Origin of the sequence: Nitrosomonas sp. Nm51 (assembly GCF_900111165.1) — a bacterium.
Taxonomy (GTDB): Bacteria; Pseudomonadota; Gammaproteobacteria; order Burkholderiales; family Nitrosomonadaceae; genus Nitrosomonas.
Map to the genome: position 1 here is coordinate 1 of NZ_FOGH01000019.1, position 20,154 is coordinate 20,154.

Genomic DNA, 20,154 nt, shown 5'->3' on the forward strand with positions numbered 1-20,154 from the left:
TACTTGCAAGAATATCTCAATGCGTTTTGCTACCGTTTTAACCGGCGAGCATGGGAAGCTGAATTACCTTCCCGTCTCCCGAGTGCTTGCTTGTGGCACAATCCAATTAAACTGAAAATAGTTTAGAGGCATATTATTTAATAGGAACAACGCATGGCTTTTTCGGAATACAAAATACTGCACGTTACCGAGGGCGGGCTCGGCACTATTTTCTTGGGAGCTTCAGGATTGCCGTTAAAAAAACTCGAATCGGTGCTCAATAAAGAAGCTGCAGACGGTTGGCAACTTGTCTTCCAGCTCGTTGAACAGAAACGCTTCATGTTATTCTGGAAACGCGAAGCTGTGATCATCACGCTTGGCCGGTGACATTGCGCATAACACTTGACGACACCCCTCTAAGGCAACATCCATGATTACCGAACAGGACGTACTTGACGAAGAAGAGCGCCTGCGCAAATGCGTGCGCGCCCTGCCCGAGAACAAACGGTTTGCCTTTCACAACCTGGCGGAAAAACAACTGAAAGACCCGGACACCTATGCAGCATTAAACTATATCTTTATTGTCGGCCTGCACCATTTTTATCTGGGCAGATGGGGTCGCGGGCTGTTGAATATCAGCATTTTTTCCACCGGCGTGGTGATGCTGTTTACGCCCCTTGTTATGATTGGCATATTACTCATGGTGTTTATCAGCATCATTGAACTGTACGCACTGTTCAGATCGCAGATTATCGTGCAGACGCATAATAATGCCATGATGAAAAAGATTTACCAGGAGATAACGAAGGAATCCGGTAACCGGCACCGTCCATAAACACATGCGCGCGCCGCAGTTTTTGAAAAATCCAGAACTGCACCGCGATATGAAAGTGTAAAAAATTTTTACACCTTGTCAGTTCGATCTTCATTACCCGCACAAAACAAATTATAATTCATGTCATTATAATTATGGCACATTATTTGCTTGCCTTTTATTGGTACTGATGCAAAGCGGCTGAGTATGTAACTTCGCCGTTTCAGCGCATGCTTTGCACATTGATAAAAACGATAAATAGAGTCTGAGAGCAGCGCACCGCCATATTCGTTCAAAACGAAAACAATAACCGGTTACATACACAGCGTGCGTGTAATCTCGGAACGGGGAGAATACATGTCTGCAGGACCAGAGCTGCGTTCATACAGCAGCAACCTAACACAGGCCAACAGCAATGTTCGCGATATCCGCGGACTGATTGAAGACGTTGACGAAAAAATTGACCGAGTTGAAATGGCCATAGATGCCGTCGACGCCGTCGAGAACAAAGCCGATGAATTCAGCGATACTATTGCCAAACTCAAACTCAATCTGAAATTGATGGATAAGGCCGGCCCCTTGAAATTTCTGGCCAAAGTAGCCGGCAAAGTGCTCGACAGTGTCCAGAATGTGACCAACAAAGTCAGGGACAAAGCCAAACAGCTGGCAAAAAAAATTGATGACAGCAAACTGGAAGAAAAGCTCGATGCAGCCCAGGAGAAACTGGACAGTTACGATCTGAAACTTGCCGGCACGCAAAACCTGCTGATCAAAAATATCACTGCTGTTGATCAGTTGATTACTGCACTTGACAAAGCTGATGAATTTGACCCCGATGGCGACCCTGCCGCACCTGCCGCAGCCGGCGCAGACGCTTTGGTGGCCCCGCCGAATGATGCGATCACCGCTATCAATACGCTTTTTGCTGAAGTCAAAGAGAAAACGCAGATACTGGATAATGCGGTGCCCAGCGCAACGTTTTTGCCGGTACTCAGCGTACGGATCGCATTTGACGGCATTTCTTCGTCGCTGAGTTTCCTGCGCGGACCGCTCAATGCGGTTTCAAAAGTGCTAAAACCAATTGAAGGTATCCTGGATGCAGTCGGTTTTATCTTTAAAATAACGGTCGAGCCTATCATTGATTACATTCTGGATACACTTGGCATCAACCGTATCATCAATTCAGTTTCGGACAAAATCAATAAACTGCTGCCCAACCCGGGCATTTTCGACAATATTCTGGAGGATTTTGACACTGCGTTCCTGGAAATCGATCCGCTCGGTCAACTGGAGGACTATCTGGGCGTATCGTCCTGGCTGGACGAACTCAACCAGAAAGTTGTTGACCCCGTTGGCGATACGCAGACCGGACCGATCGGCATCGGCACGCCATTAAACGATCCGCTGACGGGCACAGGCAGCCATAACCTGCTGTATGGCGGCGATGGAGACGACACTCTGACTGGCGAAGCAGGCACCGATATCATGGTCGGCGCTGCAGGCAACGATTTTCTGGATGGCGGCTCAGGCACCGATATCGCCGTATTCAGTGGCAGTTTTTTGGAATACAACTATTCTCAGTCCGAAGATGGCGAGTCGATTACGTTCAACCACCTGTATCCGACCAACCCGAACCGCATTGACGGTACCGATGAAACACAAAACATCGAATTATATGTTTTCGCTGACATCGCCCTGACACCCGACGTTTTGCTGAACAGTGTATTCAGAGCAGTAACCGGACAAAACGTACTGGATGGCACTGAAAACAGGGATATTCTGTTTGGCCGTTCGACAGCCATCACCATTAACGCATTTGGCGGCAATGATATGCTCGCCGGCAGTCCCGCCAGCGGCGATTTTCTGAATGGCGGCTCAGGCGATGACCTGCTCGTCTTCACTGGCGGCGAAGACACATTTTCCGGCGGTTCCGGCAGCGACACCTGGCGGTTTCCAATCAACAATGAATCCGGCAATCCAACAATTGATGCCGATATCGAACGCGGAACAATCTTTGCAGGCAGTGATAATACGTCAACATTGTCCTCCATCGAAAATATCGTGGTTGAAGATCATCGCCAGTCGTTTCAATTTGGCGACGCCACCGACAACCGGCTGGTCGCCGCCGCCGACCGGGACGTGCTTGACGGCCGGGCGGGGAACGACTTTCTCGATGGCGGCGGCGGTCAGGATATTCTAATTGGCGGTCCCGGCAGTGACGCATTGTTCGGTGCGGAAGGCAACGATACACTGGTCGCAGGGGATGTGGCCACACCCGGAAGTGTTAATTTCTACGATGGCGGGGAAGGCGACTTTGATGCATTAACCTACGCCTCCGATATTCGCGATGTTCTGCAGCGGGAATATATTAATGATGGCATCCGTTTAAAAGCCCGCTCCCAGGAAGCCTCCGGACCGGTGCGAATATTCGCCGAAACAGGCCAAATCGAGCGCTTATCCACAGACGGCAACACCGTGATCGTTACCGATACCGCCGTGAATATAGAACAGTTTGCGGGTTCCGATTTCGATGACACGCTCTATGGCGGCTCTGGCAACCATACGGAAATCGACGGTGGCCTAGGTAATGACACGCTGTACGGTGAGCGGGCCGGGCGCTATGTCGGCGGCGGCGCAGGCGACGATACCATTTATGCGGGCACTGGCGGCGCCAGATATGACGGCGGCGGCGGTTTTGATACGCTGTATCTGACCGAAGTCCCGGATGTCCGCTGGCTTGTTCGCATCGACGGCTCAATCGGCTCATCGCTGCGTGTATTTAATGCACTGGAAGGCAGCGAACTGGCCACGCCGGACGGCAGCCTGCAAAATGAAAGCGGGCCTTCCGTTATTGCCTCGGGCAACGTGGAGAATTTTGACGTTTACCACGGAGGCGGCCTGGATGATTACTTCGATATCAGAGAACGCGGCCTGATCACCGTTTATGCAGGTGACGGCAATGACTTTGTCCTCGGCAATAACGGTGGAGACAACAATCCATCGTTTGAATTGCATGGCGAATCCGGTGATGATGAAATTGTAATCAAGGAAGCCGGTCTGGCATCCGGCGGCGAGGGAGACGATACCATCGAGATTGATGCGGGCTTGAGCCAGACCGTGCAGGCCATGGGCGACAATGGCGACGATATCTTCATCTTGCGCAGCGGCGATGTGAATATCGACGGCGGCGAAGGCCGGGATACGCTGTCAGCAAACCAGCGCAGTATTTTTGCAGGTCTTGAGGTTGATCTGCTTGCCGGCACCATCGGTACATTCGACGACAGAGAATGGTTCACCGGTAACGTTCGCAATGTTGAGGAGCTCATTGGCGCCAATGATTACCCTGATTTACTGCAAGGCAGCAACACCGGCGAACGCTTCATCGGCGGTGGCGGTAACGATACCATTCACGGCCGGGGTGGACAGGATGCGCTATACGGCGGCCCTGGAAACGACAACCTGTTTGGCAATGATGATGACGATCTGCTTCATGGCGGCGCCGGCAATGATCTTTTAGACGGCGGCAGTGGCATCGACACCGCTTCATGGGCATTTGCGGCACCGGGCGCTCAGCAGGGAGAAGTCGAGAGCAGCAGCTTCGGCCACCTGGACGCCGATCTCGATTCAGGCAGCGCAATTTTCAGATTGTTTTCCGGCGGACAGGAAAATAACACATTGGCCGCAATCGAAAATATCATTGGCGGAGACGGCAACGATACGCTGCGTGGTGACAGTTTTGACAACATGCTGGCAGGCGGTTCCGGTGACGATCTTCTGGAAGGTCGTGGCGGTAATGACGTGCTGGTACTGGATGGCGATGACACCGCCAATGGCGGTACCGGCGACGACCGGTTCGTCATAGGCCTGGGCGATATGTCGATAGACGGCGGCGATGGCAACGATACGCTCGATTTCGGCACGTTAAAGGGAACCATACACATAGACACGTCGGCAGGCACGTATGAGGCTGAACTCGAGTTTGACAAACCCGTCTGGAAGGACGGTTCCGGAACTGCGCCGCGCAATGCGAACGGTATAGCGTTCACGCCGCAGGATGTGCTGGAGGCGGATGCAACCTTCTCAAATTCAACAGACGACCTCGCGTTAAACGCAGCTCTCAACGCTTCCGAAACAGACACAGACACAGAGACAGAGACAGACGCAGATCTGGCAATTGATTTTGTTACAGAAACACAAACAGTTAGCGGCACATTCAGTAATATTGAACAATTTATTGCGGGCGCAGCCACGCTGGTCGGCTCAGCCGGCGATGACCGTTTTGACGGGGATGATGGCGTTAATGTGTTTGAAGGAAAACAGGGCAATGACATTATAGACGGGCAAGGCGGGTCGGATACGACGATATTCTCATACCCAATCGCTAACTATACAATTTCACGAAATGCCCAAGGTATAGAAATCGTAGACACGGTCAATGATGATGGCCGGGATACACTCACCAGTATTGAGCGTTTACTGTTCTCCGATATTGGCATTGCGTATGATCTGGATAGCGGTGCAGGCCAGGTAGCCAAATTGATTGGCGCCGTTCTTGGTGCCGGGCATGTCAATAATTCCAGAATTGTCGGTATCGGTCTGGATCTACTCGATGACGGCATGAGCAGTGAAGAATTGGCTGAACTGGCAATCCAGGCCGCCGGTCTTGAAACGCCACAGGAAATTGTTACGCAGCTCTGGACCAATGTCGTGGGGTCGCCGCCGACAACGCAGCAGGCGCAGCCATATATCGATGCCCTGAATAACGACATGACAACCGGGGAGCTGGGTGTGTTGGCTGCGGAAACCGATTTGAACGCGGTGAATATCGGTCTGGTTGGATTATCGAATACCGGGATCGAATACACGATTTAGCTGCGATACACACTCATGCAATCCGTGTACCGGATGATCCGCAGTACCATTGTAACAGCAGCAATACCGGCTGCTCCAATGGCAATGCGGATTAATGCAGTTTCTGTAGCTGTTCGTTCAAGCTGTCCAGTCGAGTATTAAAACCCGCCAGCCGTTCTTTCTCCTGCGCCACCACGGCTGCCGGCGCACGCTCGACAAAATCCGGATTGGACAGCTTCGCTTCAGCCTTGGACTTTTCAGCCGCTATTCGCACTATTTCCTTATTCAGGCGCTCACGTTCGGCATCGACATCGATCTCGATTTTCAACATCAGTCTGAAATCACCCACAATGGAAACCGGCGCGTCGGCGTCGGGCAATTGATCCAGAATTTCAATTCCGGACAATCTGGCAAGCGCCATAAGATAAGGGCTGTTAACAGTCAGTACCTGCTTATCGCCCGCAGCCTGCAGCGGCACCTTCTGTGCCGGCGAAATATTCATTTCACCACGCAATGTACGGCAGGCGTTGACCATCTCCTTGAGTAACTGGATTTTCTCAATCGATTTCTGGTCAATTTTTTCCAGATCGGCTACCGGGTAAGGCTGGCACATGATGCTTGCACCGTTTTTTCCAGCAAGCGGCGCCGCTTTCTGCCACAGTTCCTCGGTAATAAACGGAATAATTGGATGCGCCAGGCGCAGCACTGCTTCAAGCACACGCACAAGTGTTTGACGTGTTGCCCGCTGTTCGGATTCGTGGGTACTGTTTAAACGGACTTTCGCCAATTCTACGTACCAGTCGCAGTACTCATCCCACACCAGTTCATAGATTTCCCTTGCAGCCAGGTCGAAGCGATAGCAGGTGAAATATTTTTCAATGGCAGCCTCGGCCTGCTGCAACCGGCTGATAATCCAGCGGTCTGCATCCGAAAATGCATACGTTTGCCGTGTATCCAGCCCGGTATCCCTGCCCTCGCAATTCATTAAAACATAGCGGGTTGCATTCCAGAGTTTATTACAGAAGTTGCGGTAGCCTTCGCAGCGCTGCAGGTCGAACTTGATGTCCCGTCCATGCGAAGCCAGACTGGCAAAAGTAAACCGCAGCGCGTCCGTGCCAAAAGCCGGTATTCCCTTGGGAAAGTGCTTGCGGGTGTTTTTTTCGATTGCCGGTGCAGTTTTAGGGTTCATCAACCCCGTTGTCCGCTTGGCAACCAGATCCTCCAGCGAAATACCGTCGATCAGATCCAGCGGATCCAGCACGTTACCTTTGGACTTGCTCATTTTCTGGCCTTCCGCATCACGGATCAGTCCGGTGATATATACTTCTTTGAATGGCACTTTACCGGTGAAATGCAACGACATCATCACCATGCGCGCCACCCAGAAAAAAATGATATCAAAACCGGTAATCAGCACCGAAGTGGGCAGAAATGTGTTCAATTCCCGTGTATCGTCAGGCCATCCCAGTGTTGAAAAAGGCCACAACGCAGAAGAAAACCAGGTATCCAGCACGTCGTCGTCCTGCTTGAGACCGGTTTTACCCGACAACTGCCGTGCTTCTTCAAGATTATGCGCAACGGTGATATTTCCATCCTCGTCGTACCAGGCAGGTATGCGGTGCCCCCACCAGAGTTGACGGGAAATACACCAGTCCTGGATATTCTCCAGCCACTGATTGTAAACATGCGCCCAGTTGTCAGGCGTAAATTTCACTGCGCCATTTGCAACCACTTCCAGCCCGCGCCGGGCCATTTCTTCCATGGACACATACCACTGGTCGGTCAGCATGGGTTCGATGATAGTATTGGTACGGTCACCGCGCGGCGCCATCAGTTTATGCGGCCTTGTTTCAACCAGATAGCCATGGTTTTCAAGGTCGGTTACGATTTTTTTTCTCGCATCGAAACGGTCCATGTCCTGATATTGTGCCGGTGCAAGTTCGCTGATTTTACCGTCGAGTGTAAAAATGCTGATCGGCACCAGTTGATGCCGTTGCCCCATCTGGTAATCATTAAAATCGTGCGCCGGCGTAATCTTGACACAACCCGTGCCAAATTCCGGATCAACATAGCTGTCGGCAATCACCGGAATACTGCGCTCGCACAACGGCAAGCGCACATGCCGCCCGATTAAATGCTGGTAGCGTGTATCTTCCGGGTGTACCGCAACTGCGGCATCACCCAACATGGTTTCCGGCCGGGTGGTTGCAACAATAACCGCTTCATCGGCGGAAATATTGCCGTCGGGTTGTTCGAGCGGATAGCGGATATGCCACAGATAACCGTTTTCCTCTGTCGAAATCACTTCAAGATCGGATACGGCTGTTTGCAAAACCGGATCCCAGTTCACCAGCCGCTTGCCACGATAAATCAGCCCTTCACGATAAAGACGGACGAACACTTCGGTCACGGCACGGGATAATGCCGCATCCATGGTAAACTGCTCCCGCGTCCAGTCACACGATGTGCCTAATCGCCGCATCTGCCGGGTTATCGTAGAACCCGATGATTCTTTCCACTGCCACACGCGTGCTAAAAATGCTTCCCGCCCGAGATCACGCCGGTCAATATTCTCTTGGTCCAACTGACGCTCAACAACAATCTGTGTCGCGATCCCGGCATGGTCGGTGCCCGGCTGCCACAGTGCATTATCACCTTTCATACGGTGATAACGCGTCAGTGCGTCCATCAGCGTATGCTGGAAAGCATGCCCCATATGCAGTGTTCCGGTTACATTGGGCGGCGGCAGCATAATACAGTAGGCAGTTGCATTGTCTTTATAATCGGGTTTGAAATATCCTGCGGATTCCCATACTGAATACCATTGGTTTTCAATCAGTCTAGGATTAAAACTTTTCTCAAGCTCCATGAAATTTGTAATCTGAAAGGTGGTTAATTATCTTGGTTGGTATGAAATAAAATCTTTTTATTATAAAGGAATAGAACATGATTTACGTATTGTGCGTGATTGCACGTATTGGACTATCCAGCTGTGCAACTGCTTTCGAAGCACACGCTCTGAACAGGCATTGAAATTTCCCCGCCCGGCAGCTTTTCAGTTTTGCTGTTCCAGCAGAACTTTTTCCTGAACAATAATACGGTTCTCCAGCGCACGCACCAGAGCCTGCCTGTCGGCCGCATCCAGTTCAATGCTGGCATCAACCAGTGCGGCATCCAGCAGTAAACGCAAGGGTGACAATTCATCAAATTGTGTTTGCAATTGCTTGGATCGTAGTGTCACGCATTCAGTAAGCACGGGGATCTTGTCAACATCACTGACATTTTCAGACGTCACAGTCGACCTGTCATAGTGATGATATTTGTCAATCAGAAAATTAAATTTTTCCAGGACTTTGTCATTTTCTGCGTCCACTTCAGTCTTGACTGTATCAGACATAAACACTTCCCTTTTAAATTTAACCTAATGCTGTTGAAGCTGATGGTGATGCAACACGTATCCGGCTTGCTGGTAAAAACGGTAACGTTTTCGGGCTGAGATTTTATCCGCGTATGACTGGCCCGCTACTTCAATTACGCGTTTGAACTGCGCAAAATCCGGCGGGCATTGTTCATGCAGATTCAACAATATGGTACAGCCATTTTCCAGCACCACGCTGCCACTCAGAACAATGGGCGTTGATTTGACCAGCGCTGTATCGTCATGCATGAAACAATGCGGCAAAAAGCTCGTTTGCTGAAAGGTCCAGAGCAGCTTGTCGAGTTTTTCCAGCGTTGTCTGATTTAACGCGTAAACAATGATGCGTGCATTCTGACTCAAAGCCTTCTCACAAAGCCTGCACGCAACACGCAGCTTGTCCGCCGCATTCGAATAAAAATAGATTTCAGTCATTATCTTTCGTAACACAACAGAAAAGCACCTTAATTTTTTGCATTCGCCTGAGCAATCAAATAATTAGTCAGCAACGGCACAGGCCTGCCTGTCGATCCTTTTTCCTTACCTGATTTCCAGGCCGTTCCCGCGATATCCAGATGCGCCCAATGGTATTTTTTAGTAAATCTCGATAAAAAACATGCTGCGGTTACAGTACCCGCAGCACGCCCGCCGATGTTGGCCATATCCGCAAAATTGCTTTTTAACAAATCCTGATAATCATCCCACAGTGGCAGCTGCCAGACCTGATCTGCGGCTTGTTCGCCCGCCTTTATCAACGCCTGCGATAACGCTTCATTATTGCTTAGCAAACCTGTCGCCACATGTCCCAGCGCTATCACACACGCGCCGGTTAATGTGGCAATATCGATTACTGCTTTTGGATTGAAACGCTCTGCATAGGTTAATGCGTCACAAAGAATCAGCCGGCCCTCCGCGTCGGTATTCAACACTTCAATTGTCTGCCCAGACATGCTCGTCACCACGTCACCCGGCTTGGTTGCACTGCCGCCCGGCATATTTTCCGTGGCCGGTATAATCCCAACGACATTAACCGGCAAACTGACTTCGGCAACAGCCTTTAGCGTGCCGAGCACACTTGCGGCACCACTCATGTCGTACTTCATTTCATCCATGTCCGCAGCCGGTTTTAATGAAATACCACCGGTATCAAAAGTCACGCCTTTACCTACCAGCACGACGGGCTTTTCTTTTTTTCCTTTCCCCTGATATTCCAGCACAATCAGTTTTGCCGGTTGATGACTGCCGCGTGCAACAGCCAACAATGCGCCCATACCCTGTTTCTCCATATCTTTCTCTTCGAGAACAGTAACTTTGAGTTTGTATACTTTGGCCAGTTCTTTGGCCTGTTCCGCCAGATAAGTCGGCGTACAGATATTGGGCGCCAGATTGCCCAGATCCTTGGTCAGACTCATACCATGCGCGATAGCCGCACCTTGACTCAGCGCTTCTTCACCGGCCGCCAGATCGGCGCGGTTACCTATGCAGATAGTAATTTTGCGCAGCCCCTTTTTGTCAGCTTCCGGTTTGCTTTTGAGTTGGTCAAAACGATAGTTGCTTTCAACGGCCAGTTTAGCTATCTGCATAACTTTCCAGGCATTGTCACGCTTTTGAACAGGTATGTCCGATAAAAAAAACGCACAGTCAGTAGTGCCAGTATTCTGTAGTGTGCGGAATGTTGTTTGGACAGCCGCAATAAATGCGCTGCCACCGAATTCCTGTTCCTTGCCTAGGCCGACCAGCAGTACGCGTTTGCTTTGAAGATTTGGAATTTTATGCAGTAACAGCGCAGTATTAGCTTTTCCTTCCAGATCGCCCTGACCGATGATCTCTTTGATATAACCTTTCGAGAGACGATCCAGCTCTTTCGCCGCATCCGTCATTTTTTTCGATTCAAAAATGCCCACCACCACGCAGGCGCTTCGTTGTTTATCCGTGGTTGCTACTTTGATTCCAAATTCCACATCGCACTCCTTTATTTTTTGCTATTTTCTCAGTTTAAAATCCAAACACGAATAGCCAGTTGACAATACTACACTTGTCTTTACTTGTGTCATACCAAAATCCGCGCTTATGGGTTAATATAACACGGTGTCGAGCGATGCAGGATAATGGCAGGCAATGTATTGTCAATCGAACGTGCCCGGTCAACCTTTCTTTTTTTGCCGTATCCAGCAATTTAGGAGCCGCGAATAAATATTAGTATTAATATAACCACTTCAATTGGTGTTGCCTCCTACATGCAGGATATAACGCAATTCACACAACCCGAGGATTTACTAAAAACCGCGGATTCAGCACTTTATACGGGAAAAAACGAAGGCCGCAACCAAATTGTCGAGCGGCAAAAACCCTAGGGGGCGTTAACAATTAGTGAATTATTTCTGTTGTTCCTGAGACTGTGCCAGGCAAGGCATGAGAAGCGCCGCTTGGTTATTCCAAATGAAGGACGAATAACGCGGCATGGCGATATTTCAGGAACAATCCATAGGGCTGGGCCCATTTTAGTCCTCAACTGCGTTATCATTCGCGCACGTAGCGTGACTACATAGTAGCGCTCACGCTGCCTTGCTGAGGACTAAAAATTGTTAATACCCCTAGCCAAATCTATTCAATAACCCAAAAATCACTTTATGCATCTTATTATTCAAGGTATTGAAGTCGAAAATTATGACTTAAGATCGCTGGCCAAACTTGCCGGCGCCAATGAAATTGAAAAAATCTCCGGGCAGGCATTCAGACTGAGAAATATCCAGCGGCAGGAGGGTATCAGTGACTATTGTAACGAAGCCGGACTGGACTATGCGGTTGTCAAGCCGGACCGACACCTGTCGGATTTCAAATTACTCGCGATGGATATGGATTCAACACTGCTTGCAATCGAATCAATCGATGAAGTTGCAGACTTCCAACAAATTAAGCAACAGGTCGCTGAAATTACGCGCAAAACCATGTGCGGCGAAATCAGTTTTGAAGAAAGCCTGACGCAACGTACCGCACTGCTGCGCGGCGTACACATTGACGCATTGCAAACAGTTTACGACGAACGTATGCAACTGAGCCCCGGCGCTGAAATTATGCTCAAAAAAGCCAAAGCCGCTGGTTTGAAAACCATGGTTATTTCCGGAGGGTTTACTTTCTTTACTGACCGTATCAAAGAAAAACTACAATTGGATTTTGCAGCCGCTAACACAATTGAGGTTCAAGAAAACAAACTTACTGGAAAAGTACTGGGAAAGATTCTTGGCCGGGAAGGTAAAGCCGAGGCGTTAAGCAGTGTTTGTGGGAAACTGGGAATTCCACATGATCAGGTCATTGCCGTCGGTGACGGTGCCAACGATCTGGATATGCTGGCGGCAGCGGGTATCAGTATAGCCTACCACGCCAAACCCGTGGTACAGCAGCAGGCAACTTATTCCCTTAACCATGTCGGTTTGGACGGCATCATTCATTTGTTTAACCAGTAAAATTCACCTGGCTAATAAAGTGGATCATACATGAGCGACTGAATATATTCATCCAGATTTTCCGGCAGCTTTTCACACGCCAAACCGTCACGTCTTACCGCCTGACAAACCGCTACCGCAATCGAACGGGACACTTCGCGCACACGATTGAGTGATGGATACACCGAGCCTTTTGCGATTTCCTGATCGGTCACGTGTCTGGATAAGGTTTCCGCTGCGGCCAGAAACATTGCTTGCGTGATCCGCCGCGCAGAACAGGCAGTCACGCCCAAGCCGAGACCCGGAAAAATATAGGCATTATTGCCCTGTCCGGGCGCAAAATGCTTATCCCGGTACTGAACCGGCTCAAACGGGCTGCCGCTGGCGAAAATAACACGCCCATCACTCCACCTGTAAGCTTCTTCCGCCGTACATTCGGTATGCGATGTCGGATTTGACAGTGCAATAATCACAGGTCTTTCATTGACCGCAGCCATTTGACGCACAACCGGCTCGGTAAATGTGCCTGGCACACCTGTGGCGCCGATCAGCACGTCAGGTTTGATATCCGCAATCGCATCAACAAAACTACAGGGCAAATGTTCATGCGCAAATGGTTTAATGCGTGGCTTGATGTTTTCATTGGTCGACACTACCAGCCCTTTTCTATCAATAAACCACAATCTCTTCCGAGCCTGCTGCATATTCAAACCCGCCGCATGAAAAGCCGCCGCCATTAATTCCGCAGTCCCGCCGGCAGCGGAACCTGTTCCAAGGAACATGACTGTCAAATCGGAGAATTTTTTTTGTGTTATTCGGCATGAAGCATAAACGCCCGCCAAAGTTACCGCTGCCGTTCCCTGAATGTCGTCATTAAAACAGCATACTTTATCGCCATATCGATCCAGGAAATTGAATGCGTTTGGCGATAAGAAATCCTCGAATTGAATCAGGATGTTGGGAAACTGGTTCTGAACCGCTTCGACAAACTCATCGACCATGGACAAGTATGCATCGCCTTGCAACCGCGCATATGGATAGCCCAGATATAATGGATCTTCGCGTAAAGACTGATTATTGGTGCCCACATCCAGCATCACAGGCATGCAGTGCGCTGGATGTATTCCGGCACAGGCGACATACAAAGCCGTTTTTCCGATAGAGATTCCCATACCGTTCGCACCCAGGTCACCGAGGCCCAGCACACGCTCTCCATCGGTCACTACAACGACCCGCACATCCCGCTCCGGCCAGTTACCAAGTACAGATTCAATATCCCCACGATCTTCCGGCGTGATATAAAGTCCCTGAGGCCGCCTGAAAATATGCGCGAATTCCTTGCAGGCTTCTCCGACTGTTGGTGTGTAAACCAGTGGCATAATTTCGTCCATATGATCAATCATGGTACGGTAAAAAAGACGTTGATTACGGTCCAGCAATGCATTTAAAAAGATGTATTTTTCAATGGCACTGCTTTTGCGCCGCATATTTTCAAGTGCACGTTCCTTTTGTTTGCTGATATTTGCCACATCGTAGGGTAACAGTCCGCGCAAACCGTACTGTTTACGCTCTTCCCGTGTGAACGCCGTTGATTTGGTGCAGGCCGGATCATCCAGCAATGCTTTTCCGTATAACTCTTTCATAATGCTTGCCTTCTACTATTGATCGTTTCGATAAACACCCTGACGAAAGCCGATATATCGATAGCCAGAAACTTTTCAAAATACATTCCGCACGGGGAAACAGTAACGCATTCTATTTCAAACGCTTCATGGCGCATAACACATGACGGCACCTAGTACTCTATCAGCCCAATCCGTCTTTCGACCGACACTGTCCGTTTACATTGAACTTCGCATACATTTTACACTCGATATTGCATGTCCGGCCTTGCCGTTTGCAGATATGTGAAATGCGCATGTGACGCAAAAACAGTATAATCAAATAAAATTGCCAATAGCGTTACGCTATGTCCCAGAAAGCCATTAAGATAGCTATTTGATAAACTTTTATTGACTTGTACTGGTTTAACATATCGACGCTTGCAAAAATCCAATTTTTTCTTTTATATCTATTAAATTAATTTAGGCTTTTATATATGAGACAATCACCTTTTCCAACGCCCAACCCTGATTTGTACACTGAAGAAGATATTTCAAAGCTTGTTCATGAATTCTACGCCAAAGCGCGGAAAGACCCATCACTCGGACCGATATTTGAGGAGCATGTTATCGACTGGGATGCCCATTTTGTCCAGATGACCAATTTCTGGTCTGCTCAATTACGCGGCACCAGCCGCTTTCGGGGCGCACCAATGCCAAAACATATCGCCCTACCCGATTTGTCAGCCAGTCTGTTCGAGCGCTGGCTTGCGTTATTCAAACAGACAACAAGGGAAATGGATAACGCCGGACTTGAACAACATGCCAACATGATTGCTGCTTTTATTGCAAACAGACTTTGGCACGGGTACCAAATGAGCCATTACCCTGACAGGCAACCCGTTGAACTCAATGCTGTTTAATCGCTAACTGTAAAAGCAAGAATAAAACAACATTTACACGCTTTCTCTTGTATTAAAAATTATAAATCCAGCTTAAAGTTATATTGTTTGTATGAATATTATTTAACAGAGAAATCTATTGAAAAGCATCAAAAGCAAAATTTTTGTTTTCGCTTTATTGTCTACACTGGTTCCTTCGCTTGTGCTCGGTTTGCTCTCATTCCATCAGAATGAGGAGCTGATCCAGGATAATGTCAAGCGGGAATTACGAATTTTAGCCAGTCATGCGAGTCGCGAGGTCGACGCGTGGATAAACCAGAATATTCATGAAGCCAATTCATTGACCTCAGCTAAAATCATTATCGATGCGCTTTCAAATGCAGCCAGGCCACAGAACGCCCAGAGCAAAAGTTCACCGGAAATTCTGACGCATTATCTTATTTCGGTACAAAAAAAACTTGACACAATTTTGGAACTGACTGTACTCGACACAAACAAAAATATTTTCGCCAGCAGTTCCTCTCGATATGTGCTTAACGAACCCCTTCAAAATAATTGGTTAGGAGGCAAAATAACGCATACCCCTGTTGTCTCTCCACCACAGCTGCATGCGTATTATGAAACTGTTACGGTCAGTATTATTCTACCTATCGTCTCTTACGATGATTATATTCTGGGACAGTTAGCAATTACGTATGATTTGAATAATGTCAAATCTGTACTAAAAAGTTCAACCAAATCACCTCACGGAGAAATTCTTTTAGTTGATTCGGATGGCCTTCTATTGCTGACAAGCCGTGCCGAAATAACACATCCGTCAATACTTTCTCCCTTTGCTTTTGATTACTTAAAAAATAATCCCGGGGAATCCACCACTTTTCAAAATTCTTCACAAGAAAACATAATTGCTCTTGCCTATACTGCAAAAAAGCTACCGCTTACAGTCATTGCCACAAAAAATCACCGTGATGTTTACGCCGCTTGGTTAGAACAGCGCAACCTGTACTTTATACTGGTAGGAATATCGATCTTTATAGTCGCGGTTATTGCAACTTATCTAGGTCATTCCATTGTCACTCCCCTGCAGCGTTTGATTAACGCAACAGGGCAAATTGTAAAAGGTAATCTGGACATTCCAATTACCAATGTAACACAAAAAGATGAAGTTGGAAAACTGGCGCACATGTTTAACCTGATGACGGAAAAATTACGCCAGAGCCAGTCAAAAATTTTGACTGCCAACAAGGCCATGCAGCAGAAAAATCAATTACTGGAAAAGCTATCGATTACAGATGGGTTGACCGGTCTATATAATCGGAACAAACTCAACCTGATCATCAATGAGCAACTGCTCAGGTATCAGCGTAATAAACGGCCTTTTTCCGTGCTCATGATAGATGTAGATTATTTTAAGGAACTCAACGACAGATTGGGCCATATTGCCGGTGACGAAATATTAGCTGCTGTTGCCAAAAATTTATCACAATCAATTCGAAGCATAGATTTCGCCGCACGTTATGGCGGCGACGAATTTATTATTATATTGACTGAAACCAATATCCAAGAAGCCGCCATCACTGCAGAACGTATACGCATCAAGACTTCAGAGATAGATTGCAAAACAACCAACAATAAAATCCAAGTAACATTAAGTATCGGCATTATACAGTCAGAGCCAGAAGACACCTCTCCAACAACCATTATTTCACGTGCTGATCATGCATTATACAAAGCGAAAAATGCCGGAAGAAACCAAGCATATGCGGTTCAACCCGTTTCTATCCTAACCTGAAAAAAAGCACATCAGCGCGCTGGATCTGCCTGCTTGCAGAAAGAATGCAAAAAATTACTTTAACTTGATCTAATTGTACATAACACGTGACGACACCCTAGTCGTCAACGACCACGCTAACCAATGAATTGAACACCCACCCCTGCATACTTTCATCAGTCTGAACCATCAACCAGTTCCCCTGATATGCATTTGCAGTCAATACTGTGTCTTTATTCAATGTACCGATAACCAGCGTATGTCTGCCAGGTTCTCTGCGCAGATTTGCATTCGTTGTGGTATGCAAGATAATCGGCGTATTAAACCTTATGGTTGGCCGGCTGGGGAGTTCTCGCTCCTTATCTGACACCATATTGATAAATTCAAGCGCCTGGGAAGCATAATAGGTTGCAGTTGCGTAGTCGCCTTGCCCATAGTTAGCAACAGCGGCATCAAGCAATCGCGTTGCCTCTTCAAGGAGTTCAATATCAGGTTGGGCAGTCAGCTGCTTTCTGATATATTCCATGGCTACTTCGGCTTCTGAAATCAACGAAGCCGAACTCGGCTTTGTTGCCAGTCTGTGCAGTGTAACTTGAGTACGTGCTATTTCTTTACTTGAAGCCTGTATCACCTGTGCTTGATCTTGTTCGCGTGCGGATATGCGTTTGATCACCGCATCCTTCTCAGCCAATTGCTTTTCCAGGTTTTCAACTTTTATTTTCATGCTCTCGAGTTCCTGCTGATGCACCCTGACAGGCATCTGTTCTTCATAATACGCCAATTCAGGTTCAACCGGTTCTTTTAGCAAAGCGCATCCGGATAGCAGAACACCTGACAGCAGGAATGCAGAAAACGGCAGTTGAGATTGGCTTGTTATTTGCAGTTGACGTGACATAGTAGCGGACATGAGCAATTTCGATATGAATTTCCTGCAGATAACAATCGGAACAGTTATCATTAACTTGAATTTTTTTGCATCTTGGTATTTGCCATCACCAGAACTATATACAAACACTGATACATAACCATGCAAACCTAACGGCTTAATACAACTTCCAAAACAAATTTACTGCCAATATAAGCCAACAAAAGCATGGCAAAGCCAGCCAACGTCCAGCGTATCGCGATCCTGCCACGCCATCCATAGAATTGCCGCCCAATCAACAACGCCGCGAATGTTCCCCACGAAATGAAACCAAACAATGTCTTATGCGTAAATGTCAACGGCTGGTCGAACACTTCTTTGGAAAAAACAATTCCGCTGAGCAGTGTCAGTGTCAATAAAATAAAACCAACCCAAATAATAGCAAACAGCAACTTTTCCATTGCCAACAACGGTGGCAGATTGGTTAATAACGAATGCGCTGCGGGGTGATGCAACTGATACTCAACGACTGTCATCAGAACGGCATGCAGTGCCGCTATCGTCAACAGACTATATGCGGACATTGCCACGATCAAATGTGCTTTAAATGCTGGCAGCTCGGTATTTTCCAGCGGTTTCAGTGAAGGAAAAACAAGCGGTAACACAACAGCAATAGCTGCAGCAGCTGCAATCGGCGCCAGTAACGTCTGCAACCCCTGGTATCGATTAAAAAATCCCGAAAACCAGTATATAGCGGCAGTCAACCATACTATCAGTGAAACCGCGCCGCCAACACCGAGATTGAGTCCTGTACCTGCAAGAATTGTTCTATAAAGCACGAATGCATGAAGCATTAGCGGCACAAACATAACATAATGAACGTAGCGGACAGTCGCAGCGGCACTTTTTTCTTCACCGTTCGTTTGCGTAGAGGGCTGCCTGTAAAGACTGCGCCAGATCAACCAACCGACCAGACTATAAAGCAAAAAAGCTGCAAGATAAGTTAAAATGTCAATCATTGATACGGTCATTAAATAGATAGACAATTATTAAGTCTACATGGCACGTTAACAAATTCATAGTATGCACATGCATAATGCATGATTTTTTCACCACCGTATTACTGATATACATTTATTTTCTGAGGTTTTTTGTATGTTTGAAAATCTAACCGGCCGGCTTTCTGATGTCATCAAAACGCTAAAAGGCGAAGCACGGCTCACCGAAAGCAATATCCAGAAAGCACTGCGTGAAGTTCGACTGGCATTACTTGAAGCAGATGTCGCCTTACCTGTCGTGAAAGAATTCATCGCACGTGTGAAGGAAAAGGCGGTTGGACATGAGGTCATGAGCAGCTTGACGCCGGGCCAGGCACTTGTGGGTGTTGTCCATCAAGAACTCATGGCCATTATGGGCGGAGACAAAGCTGACCTTAACCTATCGACGACCCCTCCCGCCGTCATTTTAATGGCCGGTTTGCAAGGGGCAGGCAAAACAACCAGTAGCGGAAAGCTTGCAAAATGGCTCATGGATCATAACAAGAAAAAAGTATTGCTGGTTTCTTGCGACATATATCGCCCTGCCGCCATCCATCAGTTGGAACTTCTGGCAAATCAAACCGGCGCCGATTTTTTCCCGGTTCAGAGTGGACAAAAACCCGGCGAAATTGGAGCAGCCGCATTGGATTACGCGCGTAAACATCACCATGACGTCATGATAGTTGATACGGCCGGCCGATTGGGTATTGATGAAGCTATGATGCGGGAAATCAACGAACTTGAAAGCCTACTGAGTCCGATCGAGACATTATTTGTTGTCGACGCCATGCAGGGACAGGACGCTGTCAACACGGCAAAAGCTTTTTCAGAAGCATTACCGTTGACCGGCGTTGTGCTAACCAAGCTTGACGGTGACGCGCGCGGTGGTGCCGCATTATCGGTTAAACATATAACTGGAAAGCCCATCAAGTTTACGGGCATTGCGGAAAAACTGACCGGACTGGAAGCCTTTTATCCTGACCGCATGGCTTCACGTATTTTGGGTATGGGCGATGTTCTTGGCTTGATTGAAGAAGCACAGCGCAGCACTGACGAACGCGAAGCTAAAAAACTGTTAAAAAAAGTCAAATCAGGCAAAGGATTCGATTTAAATGACTTTAAAGCGCAATTTCAACAAATGAAAAATATGGGCGGCATGAGCGCCATGCTTGACAAGTTACCTGCACAATTAAGCCAGGCTGCGCAAAGCGTTAACGTGGATGATAAAGTGATTAGCCGCACTGAAGCCATTATCAATTCAATGACACTACAAGAACGCGTCAAACCAGAAATACTTAAGGCGTCGCGTAAAAGACGTATCGCGGCAGGTGCAGGCGTTTCCGTTCAGGAAGTTAATCGTCTGTTGTCCCAGTTCGACCAGGCAAAAAAAATGATGAAAATGATGAACAAAGGCGGCATGACAAAAATGATGCGCGGCTTAAAAGGTATGTTTCCCCGGGCGCGTTAGACTTCTCC

15 protein-coding genes and 1 pseudogene are annotated in these 20,154 nt (G+C 47.9%); 9 read left to right on the forward strand and 7 right to left on the reverse strand.

What is annotated here, in order from left to right:
• From BMY60_RS15355 to BMY60_RS08050, 4 genes and pseudogenes are all read left to right on the forward strand, one after another.
• Positions 1-126, forward strand: a pseudogene (locus BMY60_RS15355) (IS1595 family transposase); the annotation flags it as partial.
• A gap of 27 nt (positions 127-153) precedes the next feature.
• Entirely contained in the window at positions 154-366 is a 213-nt protein-coding gene (locus BMY60_RS08040; RefSeq protein ID WP_090332758.1) for a DUF4177 domain-containing protein, read from the forward strand.
• A 43-nt stretch (positions 367-409) separates the two neighbouring features.
• Positions 410-814 carry a TM2 domain-containing protein gene (locus BMY60_RS08045; protein WP_090332759.1) on the forward strand — a complete coding sequence of 135 codons (405 nt, stop codon included), beginning with the start codon at positions 410-412 and terminating at the stop codon, positions 812-814.
• A gap of 336 nt (positions 815-1,150) precedes the next feature.
• Entirely contained in the window at positions 1,151-5,665 is a 4,515-nt protein-coding gene (locus tag BMY60_RS08050; RefSeq protein ID WP_090332761.1) for a calcium-binding protein, read from the forward strand.
• Positions 5,666-5,756: 91 nt separating this feature from the next.
• Here the strand turns inward: BMY60_RS08050 and BMY60_RS08055 are convergent, their stop codons facing one another.
• The 4 genes from BMY60_RS08055 to BMY60_RS08070 form a co-directional block, all read right to left on the reverse strand.
• On the reverse strand, positions 5,757-8,513 hold the full coding sequence (locus BMY60_RS08055; protein ID WP_090332762.1) for a valine--tRNA ligase: 2,757 nt from the start codon (positions 8,511-8,513) through the stop codon (positions 5,757-5,759).
• A gap of 186 nt (positions 8,514-8,699) precedes the next feature.
• Positions 8,700-9,041, reverse strand: coding sequence for a hypothetical protein (locus BMY60_RS08060; protein ID WP_090332764.1), 342 nt, complete (start codon positions 9,039-9,041; stop codon positions 8,700-8,702).
• 24 nt (positions 9,042-9,065) lie between these two features.
• Complete coding sequence (locus tag BMY60_RS08065; RefSeq protein ID WP_090332765.1) at positions 9,066-9,494, reverse strand: DNA polymerase III subunit chi; 429 nt, start codon at positions 9,492-9,494, stop codon at positions 9,066-9,068.
• 29 nt (positions 9,495-9,523) lie between these two features.
• A complete protein-coding gene (locus BMY60_RS08070; RefSeq protein WP_090332767.1) occupies positions 9,524-11,020 on the reverse strand; it encodes a leucyl aminopeptidase in 1,497 nt (498 codons plus the stop codon).
• Positions 11,021-11,266: 246 nt separating this feature from the next.
• Between BMY60_RS08070 and BMY60_RS16645 the strand changes: the two genes are divergently transcribed.
• The gene (locus tag BMY60_RS16645; protein ID WP_371264199.1) at positions 11,267-11,413 is read left to right on the forward strand and encodes a GGDEF domain-containing protein; all 147 of its coding nucleotides are present in this window, start codon (positions 11,267-11,269) and stop codon (positions 11,411-11,413) included.
• A 276-nt stretch (positions 11,414-11,689) separates the two neighbouring features.
• Positions 11,690-12,523 carry a phosphoserine phosphatase SerB gene (serB, locus tag BMY60_RS08080; RefSeq protein WP_090332770.1) on the forward strand — a complete coding sequence of 278 codons (834 nt, stop codon included), beginning with the start codon at positions 11,690-11,692 and terminating at the stop codon, positions 12,521-12,523.
• A gap of 11 nt (positions 12,524-12,534) precedes the next feature.
• On the opposite strand, the gene BMY60_RS08085 is transcribed toward serB, so the two are convergent.
• Entirely contained in the window at positions 12,535-14,145 is a 1,611-nt protein-coding gene (locus BMY60_RS08085; RefSeq protein ID WP_090332772.1) for an NAD-dependent malic enzyme, read from the reverse strand.
• 455 nt (positions 14,146-14,600) lie between these two features.
• On the opposite strand from BMY60_RS08085, the gene BMY60_RS08090 reads away from it, so the two are divergent.
• Both BMY60_RS08090 and BMY60_RS08095 read left to right on the forward strand, forming a co-directional pair.
• Positions 14,601-15,026: a group III truncated hemoglobin gene (locus tag BMY60_RS08090; RefSeq protein ID WP_090332773.1), complete on the forward strand. Its 426-nt coding sequence runs from the start codon at positions 14,601-14,603 to the stop codon at positions 15,024-15,026.
• A gap of 181 nt (positions 15,027-15,207) precedes the next feature.
• Positions 15,208-16,797 (forward strand): sensor domain-containing diguanylate cyclase, encoded by a 1,590-nt coding sequence (locus BMY60_RS08095; protein WP_256250766.1) that lies wholly within the window; start codon positions 15,208-15,210, stop codon positions 16,795-16,797.
• Between the two features lie 97 nt (positions 16,798-16,894).
• Here the strand turns inward: BMY60_RS08095 and BMY60_RS08100 are convergent, their stop codons facing one another.
• Together BMY60_RS08100 and BMY60_RS08105 are read right to left on the reverse strand one after the other, a co-directional pair.
• Positions 16,895-17,683, reverse strand: a complete 789-nt coding sequence (locus BMY60_RS08100) for an SH3 domain-containing protein (RefSeq protein WP_177166631.1) — start codon at positions 17,681-17,683, stop codon at positions 16,895-16,897.
• Between the two features lie 128 nt (positions 17,684-17,811).
• Positions 17,812-18,660 (reverse strand): cytochrome C assembly family protein, encoded by an 849-nt coding sequence (locus tag BMY60_RS08105; protein ID WP_090332778.1) that lies wholly within the window; start codon positions 18,658-18,660, stop codon positions 17,812-17,814.
• A 136-nt stretch (positions 18,661-18,796) separates the two neighbouring features.
• Between BMY60_RS08105 and ffh the strand changes: the two genes are divergently transcribed.
• Positions 18,797-20,146 (forward strand): signal recognition particle protein, encoded by a 1,350-nt coding sequence (gene ffh / locus BMY60_RS08110; protein ID WP_090332779.1) that lies wholly within the window; start codon positions 18,797-18,799, stop codon positions 20,144-20,146.
• Positions 20,147-20,154: the final 8 nt, after the last annotated feature.

What these genes read in the sequence shown, in the direction of transcription:
- BMY60_RS08090 (WP_090332773.1), top strand. Translation starts at nt 14,601, where the DNA reads ATGAGACAATCACCTTTTCCAACGCCCAACCCTGATTTGTACACTGAA.
- BMY60_RS08055 (WP_090332762.1), bottom strand. Translation starts at nt 8,513, where the DNA reads ATGGAGCTTGAGAAAAGTTTTAATCCTAGACTGATTGAAAACCAATGG.
- BMY60_RS08065 (WP_090332765.1), bottom strand. Translation starts at nt 9,494, where the DNA reads ATGACTGAAATCTATTTTTATTCGAATGCGGCGGACAAGCTGCGTGTT.
- BMY60_RS08045 (WP_090332759.1), top strand. Translation starts at nt 410, where the DNA reads ATGATTACCGAACAGGACGTACTTGACGAAGAAGAGCGCCTGCGCAAA.
- BMY60_RS08060 (WP_090332764.1), bottom strand. Translation starts at nt 9,041, where the DNA reads ATGTCTGATACAGTCAAGACTGAAGTGGACGCAGAAAATGACAAAGTC.
- BMY60_RS08040 (WP_090332758.1), top strand. Translation starts at nt 154, where the DNA reads ATGGCTTTTTCGGAATACAAAATACTGCACGTTACCGAGGGCGGGCTC.
- ffh (WP_090332779.1), top strand. Translation starts at nt 18,797, where the DNA reads ATGTTTGAAAATCTAACCGGCCGGCTTTCTGATGTCATCAAAACGCTA.
- BMY60_RS08050 (WP_090332761.1), top strand. Translation starts at nt 1,151, where the DNA reads ATGTCTGCAGGACCAGAGCTGCGTTCATACAGCAGCAACCTAACACAG.
- BMY60_RS08105 (WP_090332778.1), bottom strand. Translation starts at nt 18,660, where the DNA reads ATGATTGACATTTTAACTTATCTTGCAGCTTTTTTGCTTTATAGTCTG.
- BMY60_RS08100 (WP_177166631.1), bottom strand. Translation starts at nt 17,683, where the DNA reads ATGTCCGCTACTATGTCACGTCAACTGCAAATAACAAGCCAATCTCAA.
- BMY60_RS08085 (WP_090332772.1), bottom strand. Translation starts at nt 14,145, where the DNA reads ATGAAAGAGTTATACGGAAAAGCATTGCTGGATGATCCGGCCTGCACC.
- serB (WP_090332770.1), top strand. Translation starts at nt 11,690, where the DNA reads ATGCATCTTATTATTCAAGGTATTGAAGTCGAAAATTATGACTTAAGA.